The sequence below is a fragment of the Candidatus Parakkermansia intestinigallinarum genome (genome assembly GCF_944389695.1).
Lineage (GTDB): Bacteria > Verrucomicrobiota > Verrucomicrobiia > Verrucomicrobiales > Akkermansiaceae > Akkermansia > Akkermansia intestinigallinarum.
Window position 1 is genome coordinate 103338 of record NZ_CALXNG010000004.1, and the last position, 12826, is coordinate 116163.

A 12826-nucleotide genomic window follows, 5' to 3' on the forward strand; every position below is an offset into this window, starting at 1 on the left:
CGGGCGATGTAGCGGAGGGATGTAGCGGAGGCGATGTAGCGGAGGCGATGTAGCGGAGGAGGCGCCGCCGAGCGGCGGAGATACGCCGCTGATACGATGCTTGCGGGGCTCGCACCCATCAGAACGAGCCCCGCTTGCGGCGCTTGATACGCCTTATCGGACTGTTGACTGCGCCTTATTTGAAGATGACTTCATACACCCATTTGCCGGGCTGCTTCGGCGCCGTGAGTCGGAGGGAGCGGCTGCCTTGCGGCAGGGTGAAGGAGCGGAAGCCGTGGCGGGTCGTTCCGGCCTCGGCGCCCTCGATGCTGCATGCGGCGTTGCCGGCAACGATGGCGCGGGTGGCTCCCTCGGGAACGGCCAGAGTGACATCAAGGCCGTTTTCGGCACTGTAGGCCGTGGTGAAGTCGGTGTCCGTCAGGGAGTCCGCCTGCTCGTCGGGGTTGGCCGGCGGGACGTCCATCTTGAAGGTCGTCAACTTGATTTCCTGCGCGGCCCGGCCGGTGTTGGTCAGGCGCATGGACTTGATTTTCTTGTCGGGCAGATCGCCGCGGTTGCAGCAGTACTTCGTGTTGCCGCCCTCCATGTGGAAGCGCGGCTTGACCTTGCTGCCGTCCTCGAGGATGAGCTCGACCGTGCCCCACTTGGCGATGTCGGCGTTCTCAACGTTGATCTCAAGCCAGGTCGACCGGAGCGGCGAGGAGGCCTCGAGCTCGATGTACTGCCCGGGTTCGCAGCGGAAAACCTCCATGATGCGGTTGATGCCCACCATCTTCGCGTCGCGGAAGGTCGAGAGATTCTCGTGGCCGGGAATGTTCGACTTCGCCGTCGCCGGCAGGCTGCGATTGACGCTGAACTCGCAGATCGTCAACCAGTTCGGATTGGCCTTCGTCACGCGGTAACGAATCAGGCGCGCGCGGATCGGCGCGTCGGAGAAGTCCCTGACGACGGCGGCACCCTGCGTCGGGCTGCCGATGGGAAGCCACGTCTCGCCGTCCGTGCTGTACTCCAGCTGCCCCTCGGCAATGAAGTCTTTGGCGCGCGGACCGCCCATGAGGAGGTTGATGTTGCGGATGAGCGTGGGCTGCTTGAAGTCGTAGCCGTACCAGTGCCCTTTCTGCTGGTAACAATCCGATGACCAGAAGCTGCCGGGGTTGCCGTCAGTCAGTTTGTCGGTGTCTCGCTCGGCGTTGCCGCCGTTGCAGATGAAGAGCGGGCGCAGGGACTGCGTCGGCCTGCCCGACAGATCGGCGTACACCTGCAGCCCGACGTGGTCGGTCAGGGCATTGAGCGTCGGCGTCACCTCGAGCATGCCCACTTCGACGTTGCGAACCTCCTCTACGCCGGAGGGGCGCCAGTCGCGGCGGGCGACGGTGCGGTTCTCGACCATCGGCTCAACCGCCTTCATCAGCAGGGCAGCGCGCGCCTGCGGGCTCTTCGCCTGCATCGCGAGCATCAGGTAGCTGCCGGCCTTGCCCGTGTTGGTGAACTTGGCGATCCAAGGGCTGATTTCGGCGCGCAGCTCCTCGAGATCATCGGCCTTTTGCAGCAGGTCGCCGGCCTTGTAGATGCGCAGAAACTCCCTCTTCACCGGGCGGATTTGCTCGTCGGTCACCTCCCCCGACGCCAACGCTTGGCGGAAATCCTTGAAAGCGGCGCCGACGTCCACGGACTCCTCACGATACAGGCCGTGCGTGTTGGGCAGAAGGTAGGAGTTGTGGTCGCAGAAGACCTGCATGGCCCGGTGCGAGCTCGGGTAGAGGCGGGTGATGCCCTCCTTCCATGTGGCCACCGAGTCGTAGTCTTCGATGTTCCAAGTGTAGTCGGCCACGCCGTAGAGGCCCACCTTGCTGGCCTCGGCCAGCTCCATCGGGTTGGCCGTGAAGCCCGTCATCTCCTGCTTCATCTGCGGATCCTGATCGAGGCCGTAGGCGCGGCCCATCGACAGGCGGGCGCGCTTGAAGTCGTTGCAGGGCCAGTTCCACCAGATGAAGGTCGGGCGCCCGAGGTGCTCGTGCACCCATTTTTGGCCCTCGAGGGTGATGTCATGCACGACGGTATTGCCCGTCCACATCACGTGGATGCCCTTCTTGAGCTTGGAGCCCAGCGTCCCGAGGAAGCCCGGGTTCGTCCAGCCGCGGTTGTAGCCCGTGGGGCACATGATGAGCTCCTGATTGACGTCTTTGTGCTTGCGGATGAAGTGCTCGAGCAGGTAGTTGCAGAGCTCGGCCTGGCGGTTCGGCTGGCCGATTTCACCGCTGGAGTCATCCACCAGCACGCCGAAGTCGCGCACGCCTAAATCGTACATCCGCTCGAGTTTCCGGCAGAGGGCGTCGAGCTGTTTTTTACCGCCGCGGTCGTTCCAGTTCACCGTGTTGGCCGGGTGGATGGCCCAGACGAAGCGCACGTGATTCTTCTTGGCCAGCTTGACCAAGCGGCGAATCTCGGCAGCCTCTCGCTCGGGGTAGGGGTTGTAGCAGCCCTGGCCGTGGTGGTAGGGGTCGTCCTTCGGGCCGAAGATGTAGATGTTCATTTTGTTGCGGCCGTAGAACTCAAACTGAGCCTTGCGCGCCTCAAAGCTCCACGGGGCGCCGTAATAGCCCTCGACCACGCCGCGGAAGGCCAGATCGGGCCAGTCGCAGATCTCGCCCACCGGAAGCTCGCCGAGCCGGGCCACCTCTTTGATGTTTTGATCCGGGAAGGGGTCGCGCTGCGCGTTGCGCGCACCCTCGACGCCGCGCAGCAACTGCGAGAGCGTCTGCTTCGCGTAGTAGACGCCGGTTTTGTCATTGGCGTAGACGGTCAGCTTGCCGGGTTTGATCACCAGCGCGTAGGCTCCCTCTTTGTCGGCGGGAATCTTCGCCCAGACGCCTTTCTTGCTGCCTGCTTTGCGCAGCAGCACCTTGACGTCTTTTACCTGCGTCCATTCATCCTGCAATCGGCACTCCTGCGGAGTCGGGATGACGCCGCAGTCAGCAGCTTGGGCCACGGCACCCGCGAGGGGCAGGGCGAACAACAGAGCGGATATGTAGCTTGCTTTGATCATATGAGGCTGAGTATGAGGGGTAAAACATCGCGAATGTCGGACAGGCGGAAATCGGGCTTTTCCGCAAGACAGGCCTCGCGGCACGAGTCGGAGTCCGGTGCCCACGCGGCATTGAGAATGCGAACCCCGGCGGCATGTGCCAAGGTGATGTCGCTCGGAGCGTCGCCCACGTAGAGGAGCTCAGCGGGCGATATGCCGAAGAAATCGGCACCCTCGCGCAGGCGCTGCGCTTTCACGTTGGAGAAGGGGGAGCCGAAGCCAAACCATTCAAAGCCGGCTTCGTCCAGCCCGAAGGCGGTGAAGGTCGGGCGAGCGGTGCAGGCTTCTTTGCCGGTTACAATGCCGAGGCGAAGTCCGCTTTGGCGAAGCCCGGCGAGCATCTCCGCCACGCCGTCGAAGGGCGCGGGAGCCATCTGCGGCAGCAGGCGGCAATAAACCTGCACGAAGTGCCCGATGGGCAGCTCGGCATCGTCGGGGTGCATGCCGAGCAGCGCACCGAGAACGCCGCGGTCGGAGAGGCCGAAGTGGGACACAACCTCCTCAGCCGAGGGGCGTTGCCCGCGCAACTCGTACACCGTCGTGCGATAGGCTTCCACGCAGAGCGGAAGCGTATCGCCCAGCGTGCCATCGACATCAAAGAGAACGGCTTTGAGCATAGGAATCAGTACTCTGCGAGAGCATAGCGCAGGGGTATGGATGCTGTCAAGCTCGGAGTGCGTGTGCACTGCCATGTATGACGCCGACTCGCGCGGATTGCGCTGCGGTTTTCGTGTCTCTCCGGCAGATGCGGATGCCGGTTGAGGCCAGCGGCCGGGAGCGCGGCTTCTGCTCGCCCCGGTTCACTACGGGCACCGGGGCTTCGCCAGCGCTGAGTGCCTCACTCGGCCGAGGTCGGGTAGTTGGTCTTGCGAATTTCTCGCTTTTCGTCGAGGATGCGGCGGTCATCCCAGCCGCCGCCGAGTGCGGAGCATAGTTTAGCGAGGGTTTTGCGTATCTGCTGACGGGTGGAGATGATGTTGAGCTCTGAGCTCAGCCAAGCGCGTTCGGCGGTTGCGACGTTGAGGAAGTCGGTGTTGCCGGTTTGGTGCAGGCGCTCTGAAATCTCGGCGGCGCGTTTATTGGCACGGGCGGCTTCGACATACTGCGGCAGTTGGTTGGTGAGCCGAGCGTAATCGATGAGGCATTCTTCGACCTCGGCGAAGGCTTCCAACACGGTCTTGCGATAGGCCTGTGCCGAGGCATAGCTGCTGAGCTTGGCTTGGGTGACGTTTTCATTGAGGGCCGTGCGGTTGAAGATGGTGGTGCCCAGCGAGCCGACGAGGCTCCAGCCGGCGCTGCGGAAGAAGTCGGCGAAGTCGCTGCCCGCACCGGCGCTGGTGCTGCCCGTCAGCGAGATGTTCGGGAAGAGCGCGGCAACCTGTACCCCGATGTTGGCGACATCGGCATGCAGGTCGTACTCGGCGCGGATGATATCCGGGCGGCGGCGCAGCAGGTCGGAGGGCAGCCCGGTGGGCACGCGCGGAATGCGGTTGTAGACGGCGGGCGAGGGCATGGTCAGGCTGATTTTGTCAACCGTCGTGCCGAGGTAGGTCGCCAGCGTGTTTTCACAGATGCTGATCTGCGCTTTGAGTCCGGGAATCCGGGCGCGGGTTTCAGCGATAGTCGCCGATGATTGTTCGAGGGCAAGGCCGGCATCGAGCCCGTTTTGTGCGCGGACTTGGGTGCGCCGATGCGTGCGCTCTTGGAAAACGAGCTGCTCTTCGGCAACGCGCAGACTTTCCTTGGCGGAAATCCAGTCGAAGTAGGTGCCGGCAACGCTGCTGGCAAGGGCTACCCTGCTGGCGGCGGCGGCGGCATAGTCCGAGTGCAGCATGGCGACGGCGCTCTCAATGCTGCGGCGCGTGCCGCCCCAGACGTCCGGCGACCAAGAGGCCGACAGAGAGCCGTCCCAACTGCCGTGCGAGGTCGAGGTGTTGAAGCTGCCGCTGTTGCGCCCGCCGAAGCTGACACTGCCCTCGGGCAGCAGGCGCGAACGCATGCTGCGCAGGTTGGATTCGGCGTTGAGGATGGTCAGCATGGCCGTGATCTGATCCGGGTTGTTGCGCAGAGCCGTGGCAATGAGGCCGTCGAGCTGCGGATCGCCGAAGGCTTTCCACCACTGCGTCAGCGAGGCTTCGTTGCTGGCGGGGGGCAGAGCGTTGACCCAAGTGACGGGCAGATCGACGTTTTGGACGCCTTTGTAGTCGGGGCCTACAAGGCAGGAGCAGGCAAACAGGGCGGACAGAGCACTGAGGGTGAGAAGGCGTTTCATGGATGCGGGAGAATGCGGAAGTTCGGAAATGCGGGATGCGGTTTTATTCGTGGTGCAGCGCGTCGATGGGATCGAGCTTCGAGCCTTTATAGGCCGGGTACCAGCCGAAGATGATGCCGATGATGGCCGAGACGCTGACGGCCAGCAGCATGGCCGTGGGCGAGGATTCGACGGGCAGCCCCGTCTTGGCGGCGACGACCAGCGAGATGGTGCGCCCCAGCGCGATGCCCAGAATGCCGCCGGTGATGCAGAGCAGCACGGCCTCGAGCAGGAATTGCCACATGATGTCCACCGGGCGGGCGCCGACGGCCATGCGGAGGCCGATTTCTTTGGTGCGCTCGGTGACCGAGACCATCATGATGTTCATGATGCCCACGCCGCCGACGACCAGCGAAATCATGGCCACGGCGATGAGCAGCGTGCTCATGGTGTCGGCCGTCGAGGTCACCATCTTGGTGAACTGAGCGCGGTCGCGCAGCGTGAAGTCGTCCAGAACGCCGGGCTCAAGGCGGTGCTGGCGGCGCAGGACGGCGGCCATGTCATCCATCGTTTGGCTGATGGTGGTGACGTCTTTCACCTTCACGCTGATGAAGTCGACGGTGAGGGTGCGCAGGGGGTGCGGTGCGTTGGTGAAGGGCTGCAGGTCGCTGCCCGGGTAAAAGTCCACGGCGCTCGTGGAGAAGGTGTCCGTGGACGAGACGCTGCTGCGGTTGGCGGCGCCGCCCGCGGTGATGGTGGCTTCGTTGGAGGCGCCTTTGAGGCGCGTGCGGACGCTCGACCAGGGCAGGATGATGCAGTCGTCCTTGTCGTTGCCGCCCATGTCCGCGCCCTTCGTGGCGAGCACGCCGATGACGGTGAACATCACGTCTTTGATGCGGATGTCTTTGCCGATGGGATCTTCACCTTCAAAGAGCTCGCGGGCAATGGTGCTGCCGATGAGGCAGACGCGCGAGGAGTTGGTGACGTGCTCCTTGGTGAAGGGGCTGCCCGAGTCAACCTCCCAGCCCTCGATATCCAGATAGTTCTCGTTGCCGCCGACGATGGAGTTGGGGCTCCAGTTCTTGTTGCCGACGATGACTTGGGCGTTGGCACGCACGACGGGAGTCGCCGTCTCTACGGTGTCGCCGCACTCTTTCACGATGGCGTCGGCGTCTTCGGCGTAGATGGAGGCGCGGGTGTTCATGCCGCCGCTGACGCCGGCGGTGCGCGTCGAGGCGCTGAAGACGTTGATGACGTCGGCGCCCAGCCCGGCCATTTGGTCGGCAATTTGTTTCTTCGAGCCGTTGCCGATCTCCATGATGGCGACGACGGCGGCAATGCCGATGACGATGCCCAGCACGGTGAGCATGGCGCGCATCGGGTTGCGGATGAGCGCGTTGATGCAGGTGAGCAGAAGCGGGCCGAACTTCATTTCTTCAGGGTGGCTGAGAGTTCTTCGGAGACGCCTTCGAGGATGAGGCCGTCGCTCATGTTGATGGCGCGGTCGGTGAAGGCCGCCGTCTTGGGATCGTGCGTGACGATGATGACGGTGATGCCTTGGCGGCGGTTGAGGTCGCGAAACATGTTCATGACTTCCACCGAGGTGGTCGAGTCGAGGTTGCCCGTCGGCTCGTCCGCCAGGAGGATACCCGGGTTGTTGATCAGCGAGCGTGCAATGGCCACGCGCTGCTGCTGGCCGCCCGAGAGCTGAGCCGGCGTGTGGTGCATGCGGTCTTCGAGGCCGACGAGACGAATGAGCTCAAGGGCACGCTTGCGGATCTCCGCACTCGGCAGCGCCGGGTGATGGTAGGCCGCCGGCATCATGACGTTTTCGATAGCCGAGGTGCGCGGCAGCAGGTTGAAGTTTTGGAAGACGAAGCCGATGCGGTTGTTGCGCAGGCGGGCGCGCTCGTTGGCGTTGAGTCCGGCCACGTTGCGGCCGTCGATCCAGTACTCGCCGCCGCTGGGGTGGTCGAGGCAGCCCAGAATGTTCATCAGGGTGGATTTGCCCGAGCCCGAGGCACCGGTCAGCGAGACGAACTCGCCGTCCTCGATCTTGAGCGAGATGCCCTTGAGCACGGGCAGGTCAATCTCGCCGAGGTGGTAGACCTTGGTGATGTTTTTGAGTTCAATCACGTGTGTGGATGAAAAAGTGAGGGTGTTCGATACGATCGCCGGGTGCAGCGCAGCCGCTGCGCCCGGACTTCTCGTGCCCGAGAGGGGCCGATCTTAGTTGGGGGGCGGGCCGCCCGGGCCGCGGTCTCCCTTGGTATCCTAGCCGCGTTTGGCCTCAGCTCAGCCGGTGCCGCGCGGACGTCGCTCGGGGCGCTTGGGGCCGAAGAGGTTGGTCTGTCCTTTGGCGCTCTCTCCGTCGGCGGCGGGGGCATTCTTGGAGATGCCCGTCACAATCTCGGCCTGTTCATCGAGCGTTTCGCCGGGCAGGGGGCGGACGATGCTGCGGGCACCGTCGCTCTCGCCCCGCAGCACGCGCACCGGCACCAGCTTGCCGTCGGCCTGCTTCTGCCAGATGAGCGCCGGCTTCATCGCCATGGCCGGACGCTCCGGCTGCGCCTCGGTCGCGGCGCTCGCCGGGGTTTCGTCGCCCTCCTCAGCAGGCTGCCCGCCTTGCGCGGCGGGCGGCTCGTCGCCTTCCGCCGCGGGCTTCGGACCGCGCGGAGCGGGGCCGGCCTTGAGTCGGGCAGCGGCGGCGGGATCAATCATGTCTTCGGAAGGAGTGAAGCTGAAGGCGGCGTCGCTGAGCATGAGCGCATCCTTCTCCTCATACACAATGAAGTTGGCGTTGGCGCTCATGTAGGGCAGCAGTTCGCGGTCGGGGTTTTCGATATCGACCTCGACGATGTAAGTCACCACGTTGGAGCTCATCGTGGCGTTGGGGCGAATCTTGTTGACCTTGCCCACGAAGTCGCGGCCGGGCATGGCGTCAACCGTGTAGCGCACCTCCTGACCGGGCTTGATTTTGGCGATATCCGCCTCGTTCACGCTCGTCCAGATCTGCATGTGGCGCAGGTCGCGGGCCACCAAAAAGAGGGTCGTGGCGCTCATGTTGCTCACCACCGTCTGCCCGACGTTGACCTGACGCACCACGATGGTGCCGTCGACCGGGGTGGTGATGCGCGTGTAGTCGCGGTTGCGCAGCTCGCTCTTCAGCTGGGCTTCGGCGCTCAGCAGCTGGGCTTCGGCGTTCTGTCGCTGAGCCTCGGCCGTCTCGAGCTGGGCCATCGCCGCTTCGAGATTGGCGGCAGCCGTCTCTTTGGCATTGACGTACTGATCGTACTCCATCTGCGAGAGCGCGTCGCCGACGCCGAGCTTCCGGGCGCGATCATAATCGCGCTGCGCCCGATTGAGGTTTGATTGGCACTGCGAGATGTTGGCCTTGGCGGACGAGACGGCAGCATCGGCCGAGGCAATCTGAGCCTTGGCCTGAGCCACGCTGGCCTCGGCACGCTGAATGTCAAGCTCGACGATGGTGTCGTCGATGCGGGCCAGCAACTGCCCCGCCTTCACCTCGCTGCCGTAGTCGACTCGATTGCCGGCCAGATCCGTGCCGAACTCCTTGATTTCGCCCGTCACCTGAGCACCGACGTCGACGAGCTCCTGCGGTTCGAGCGTGCCGGTGGCCTGCACCTTGTTGGTGTAGGTGCCGCGCACGAGGCGCGTCGTCTTGAACTGCACGCCGGCCGAGCCGTCCTCATCCGTCATCAGCCAGATGCCGACGCCTGCGGCGCAGACGGCTCCGGCTATTCCCCACTTGTAGATTGCTTTCATCTTGCAAAAATGAAAACGCCAATTTTTCGTGTAATCTACACCGTCGGCGCAATTTTCGGAGTCTGCCCGTCAGACTCCGCTCGGGCGAATTCTAGCTTTTGGTGAGGGAGCTGTCAAGCCCTCCGCTTGCCATACCGCCGCCTCCGCGCGGCCGCGAAGCGCCCACGCCGCGCGCAAACGGCCGCCGACGAACGCGGACTGTCATCGCCGCGCCAATAGCCGTCGACGAACGCGAACTGTCACCGATGCGCGGACTGCCGACGCAGCCCCGCCCCATGCAGCCCTGCCGACGCAGATGCAGTTCCCCGCCGACGCAGACGCAGTTCCCCGCCGACCGACGCAGCTCCCGCTGCCGCGCCGCCTTGCGGGGGAGAGCCTCAGTGGCGCTCGCGGCCCTCCGACCAACCCTCGGTGCTCTGGCGGCGCTCGCGAGCCTGCTGCTCGTACTGAGCTTCTTCGGCGCTGCGCGCCTCCTCCTCCGCCTGAGCCTGCAGCTCAGCCTCCTCTTCGGGCGTCAGCGGCTTCTGACCGTCCACGGCGATATCCTCGCGCTCCTTGGCCAGCTCCTCCTTCATGCTGCCGGCAATGCTCTCGAAGAACACCTTGACAATCGTACCCGCCGACGCGCCGCCGCCGATGCGCTGGTGCGGCTTACCCTCGTAGAGCGCCGCATAGGCGTAGCGCGGGTTATCCGCCGGCAAAAAGCCCGCGAACCAAGCCAGACGGCAGTCATCGGAGGGACGCCCCCACTGAGCCGTTCCCGTCTTGCCGGCATTCTGCACGTAGCTCAGCTTGGCGCGGCGCCCCGTTCCGCCGGCCACCACCTCCGTCATGCCGCGGCGCACGGTCGCGAAGGCGCGCGCCATGTCCCGGAGGTTCGACTGCTCCGTCGGCGTGAACTGGTAGACAACGTTGCCGTCGGCATCGAGCACTTGGCGGATGAGCTGCAACTTCGGCAGATACTGCCCGTTGGCGATGCCCGAAATCGCGTGCGCCACCTGAAGAGGCGTGGCCAGCAGCGGCCCCTGACCGATGGCCATGTTCGCCTCGTCGCCCGACATGAAGCCGCGCCCGTAGTTGCGGTGCATCCAAGCTTCATCGGGAACGATGCCGGCCTTGTCCGGCAGCGGAATACCCGTCGTCTTGCCGTAGCCGAGGCGGCGCGCCATTTCACAGAGGCGGTGAGCGCCGATGTGCGGCGTGAGCACGGCGGCCGTCAGATACATGAAGGGGTTGTTCGAGGTCACGAGAGCCGTCACGCAGTTGATCGAGCCCGAGAAATGGCTGTGGTTGCGGAACTCGTGCCCGCCGATGCGCACGCTGTAGGGGCAGTTGATGTAGGTGTCCTCCGTGATGATGTGGTGGCGCAGGGCGGCGGCGACCGTCACCGTCTTGAAGGTCGAGGCGGGCGGGTAGACACCGGCGAAGGCTCGCGACACCAGCGGGTTGCTGGCGTCATTGCGCAGCGCGTCGTAGTCCTCCTGCGAGATGGACGGGATAAAGGCGTTGGGGTCGAAGTTCGGGGTGGACGCCAGCACGAGAATCTCGCCCGTGTGCACATCCACCATCACGAAGGCGCCTCGGCCGAGCGTGTTTTCGCGCAGCGCCTTCTCGGCTGCCTTCTGCCACTCCATATTCAAGGTCGTGACGACCGTGCCGCCGGGCTTCGGGCGGGTTTGCAGCTCGTCGAGAATCTTGCGCCCGGACTCATCAAACATGAGACGCCAGATGCCGGGCCGCCCCGTCAGCTGCTTGTTGAAGCGCTGCTCGAGCCCCGAGCGCCCCTCCTGCCTCTGGAAGATGGGGTCATTGTGGTTGATCGGCCCCGTCGGCAGCTTGGCCTGAGCCCCCGTGTAGCCGAGGATGTGGCAGGCGGACTCGCGGTTCGGGTAGTTGCGAATGTAGAGCGGCATGAGGTAGCCGTAGGGAAGAGCTTCGAGCTCCTTGCGGATTTTGCGAATCTCGCCCGCGCGCACCGTGGGAGCCACGGGCAGGGGCAGCCAGCGGCGGTTGCGGTAGTGATCCAGCAGCTGCTCGTCCGTCTTCTCATACACCGCCAGCCCCAGCTTCTCGTAGGCGGCGATGACCTCGCGCGCGATGCTGAGGATGTGGGCATCGCTCTCATCCTCCAGCTGGCCGAAATTGACGGAGGGTTGGTAGGCAACCTCGGAGCAGGCCATGACAAGGCCGTTGCGGTCGCTGATGATGCCGCGGGGACCGGGAACCGCCAGCGACATCGTGCGCGCGTTGCGCCGCGTGCGGGCGTAGGTCACGCGCGACGGATCCTGCACCGAAGGGTCATCGGCCTTCATGTCATCCTGCAGGGGAACGTACTCCTCGGTCTCGGAGGTGGAGGGCGTCACGTCAACCCGCGTCGGGCTGTCATCCTCGTCGTCGCCGACGCTCTCCTCGTAGCTGTCGGCCTGATCGACGCCGCCGACGCCCTGATTCGCGTCCTCGCCGCCGAGGCGCACGGTCTCGACAATCTCATCTTCCTCGACCTCGGGCACCTCTTCCTCGGCATCGGCCGGAGACGCGCTATCGGGCAGTTCCGGCAGCTCGGGCATCGCGTGTCCGGAGTCGTCCGAGGCCGCCCGATCCCTGCTCTGAGCCGTCAGGGGCTGGGCCGTCAGGGCAAGGGACAGAGCCGTCAGGCAGAAGATGATATGGGTGCGGAGCATGGCAAGGGCAGTTTAGCTCATTTTGCGGCGCAGTGCAACCACCAAATCAGACATTGAGCAGCTCAAATCCGTCAACTTTTTCGGCGGCGCCGCGGCGCGGCTTCCGGGCTCGGCATGGCGCGGCTTCCCGGCTCGGCGCAGCGCGACTTCCGGGCTCAGCGCGGCGTCGGAAGGCGGCGTCGGAGGGCGGCGTCGGGCAGCGTCGGGGGGGCAGCGTCGTGGGGGCAGCGTCGGGGGGCGTCGGCGAGCGCTGCGGAGTTTGTCATGATGCGCTCTTAGGGCTTGCAAGAGGGGGAGTGATGTGATACTACAGGGGGCGCATGCTGCCAGAAGACTTTCCCACACGTCTTATAGTGTTCGACGACCGTTGCGGCAACGGCGAAAAATCGGCGCTCTTTGCCGAATGGGCCGCAGCCATGGCGCAGAGGCTGGCTCCCGCCCGAGCCGACGAGATTCTGCGCTCCGCCGAAGATCGCGAGCAGCTCGCGCCCACATGGATCGGCTGCGGCATGGCCGTGCCCCACGCCCGCATCAGCGGCCTGAAGGCAGGCGGCGTGCTGGCTCTGCGCTGCCCCGACGGGGTTGTTTGGACGCCCGAGGGCGACCGCGCCACGCTCATCTTCTTCCTGACCGTTCCCGAAGAGAGCCCCGAGCTGCACCTGCACCTGCTCAGCGTGCTGATGCGCTGGCGCCGCTCTCTTCGCCTCAGCGAGCAGCAGCTGCTGGCTCTGCCTCGCGCCGCATTCGAGGCCGGGCTCCGCGCGGCCCTCTTCGGCGACGGGGCGGGCACGGCCCCCGCGGTCGAATCTCCGAGCGTTGCGGACGGCCGCTGCGGCGGCGAGGCATCGGCCTGAGCACCGCCGGTGCCGCGGGCGGGCGAGCGTCGCTGACGAACGCGCTGCTGACGGGCAAGCGTCGCCCGTAAACAACATTCACGCGGCCGATGCAGGGCAGACGCATTAGAAAAACAGTGTAGACATAGAGAGAAGGATAGGCGCGGATATTCGCTTAGGAATTCAACAT

8 protein-coding genes are annotated in these 12826 nt (G+C 64.9%); 1 reads left to right on the plus strand and 7 read right to left on the minus strand.

Features of this window, described 5'->3' with window-relative positions:
• Nucleotides 1-175: 175 nt before the first annotated feature.
• The 7 genes from AC6UAL_RS02175 to AC6UAL_RS02205 all read right to left on the minus strand — a co-directional run bounded on the left by AC6UAL_RS02175 (nt 176) and on the right by AC6UAL_RS02205 (nt 11803).
• Nucleotides 176-3046: a beta-N-acetylglucosaminidase domain-containing protein gene (locus AC6UAL_RS02175; RefSeq protein WP_500681715.1), complete on the minus strand. Its 2871-nt coding sequence runs from the start codon at nt 3044-3046 to the stop codon at nt 176-178.
• Nucleotides 3043-3702 (minus strand): HAD family hydrolase, encoded by a 660-nt coding sequence (locus AC6UAL_RS02180; RefSeq protein ID WP_500681716.1) that lies wholly within the window; start codon nt 3700-3702, stop codon nt 3043-3045. The genes AC6UAL_RS02175 and AC6UAL_RS02180 overlap by 4 nt, the downstream gene beginning before the upstream one ends.
• A gap of 221 nt (nt 3703-3923) precedes the next feature.
• Nucleotides 3924-5357, minus strand: coding sequence for an efflux transporter outer membrane subunit (locus AC6UAL_RS02185; RefSeq protein ID WP_500681717.1), 1434 nt, complete (start codon nt 5355-5357; stop codon nt 3924-3926).
• A 43-nt stretch (nt 5358-5400) separates the two neighbouring features.
• Complete coding sequence (locus AC6UAL_RS02190) at nt 5401-6768, minus strand: ABC transporter permease (RefSeq protein ID WP_500681718.1); 1368 nt, start codon at nt 6766-6768, stop codon at nt 5401-5403.
• Nucleotides 6765-7472 (minus strand): ABC transporter ATP-binding protein, encoded by a 708-nt coding sequence (locus AC6UAL_RS02195; RefSeq protein WP_500681719.1) that lies wholly within the window; start codon nt 7470-7472, stop codon nt 6765-6767. The genes AC6UAL_RS02190 and AC6UAL_RS02195 overlap by 4 nt, the downstream gene beginning before the upstream one ends.
• Before the next feature lie 159 nt (nt 7473-7631).
• Complete coding sequence (locus tag AC6UAL_RS02200; RefSeq protein WP_500681720.1) at nt 7632-9122, minus strand: efflux RND transporter periplasmic adaptor subunit; 1491 nt, start codon at nt 9120-9122, stop codon at nt 7632-7634.
• Between the two features lie 377 nt (nt 9123-9499).
• Complete coding sequence (locus AC6UAL_RS02205) at nt 9500-11803, minus strand: penicillin-binding transpeptidase domain-containing protein (protein ID WP_500681721.1); 2304 nt, start codon at nt 11801-11803, stop codon at nt 9500-9502.
• Between the two features lie 320 nt (nt 11804-12123).
• Here AC6UAL_RS02205 and AC6UAL_RS02210 point away from each other — a divergent pair, with 320 nt between their 5' ends.
• Nucleotides 12124-12657 carry a PTS sugar transporter subunit IIA gene (locus AC6UAL_RS02210; protein WP_500681722.1) on the plus strand — a complete coding sequence of 178 codons (534 nt, stop codon included), beginning with the start codon at nt 12124-12126 and terminating at the stop codon, nt 12655-12657.
• Nucleotides 12658-12826: the final 169 nt, after the last annotated feature.

What these genes read in the sequence shown, in the direction of transcription:
- AC6UAL_RS02210 (WP_500681722.1), top strand. Translation starts at nt 12,124, where the DNA reads ATGCTGCCAGAAGACTTTCCCACACGTCTTATAGTGTTCGACGACCGT.
- AC6UAL_RS02180 (WP_500681716.1), bottom strand. Translation starts at nt 3,702, where the DNA reads ATGCTCAAAGCCGTTCTCTTTGATGTCGATGGCACGCTGGGCGATACG.
- AC6UAL_RS02190 (WP_500681718.1), bottom strand. Translation starts at nt 6,768, where the DNA reads ATGAAGTTCGGCCCGCTTCTGCTCACCTGCATCAACGCGCTCATCCGC.
- AC6UAL_RS02175 (WP_500681715.1), bottom strand. Translation starts at nt 3,046, where the DNA reads ATGATCAAAGCAAGCTACATATCCGCTCTGTTGTTCGCCCTGCCCCTC.
- AC6UAL_RS02205 (WP_500681721.1), bottom strand. Translation starts at nt 11,803, where the DNA reads ATGCTCCGCACCCATATCATCTTCTGCCTGACGGCTCTGTCCCTTGCC.
- AC6UAL_RS02185 (WP_500681717.1), bottom strand. Translation starts at nt 5,357, where the DNA reads ATGAAACGCCTTCTCACCCTCAGTGCTCTGTCCGCCCTGTTTGCCTGC.
- AC6UAL_RS02200 (WP_500681720.1), bottom strand. Translation starts at nt 9,122, where the DNA reads ATGAAAGCAATCTACAAGTGGGGAATAGCCGGAGCCGTCTGCGCCGCA.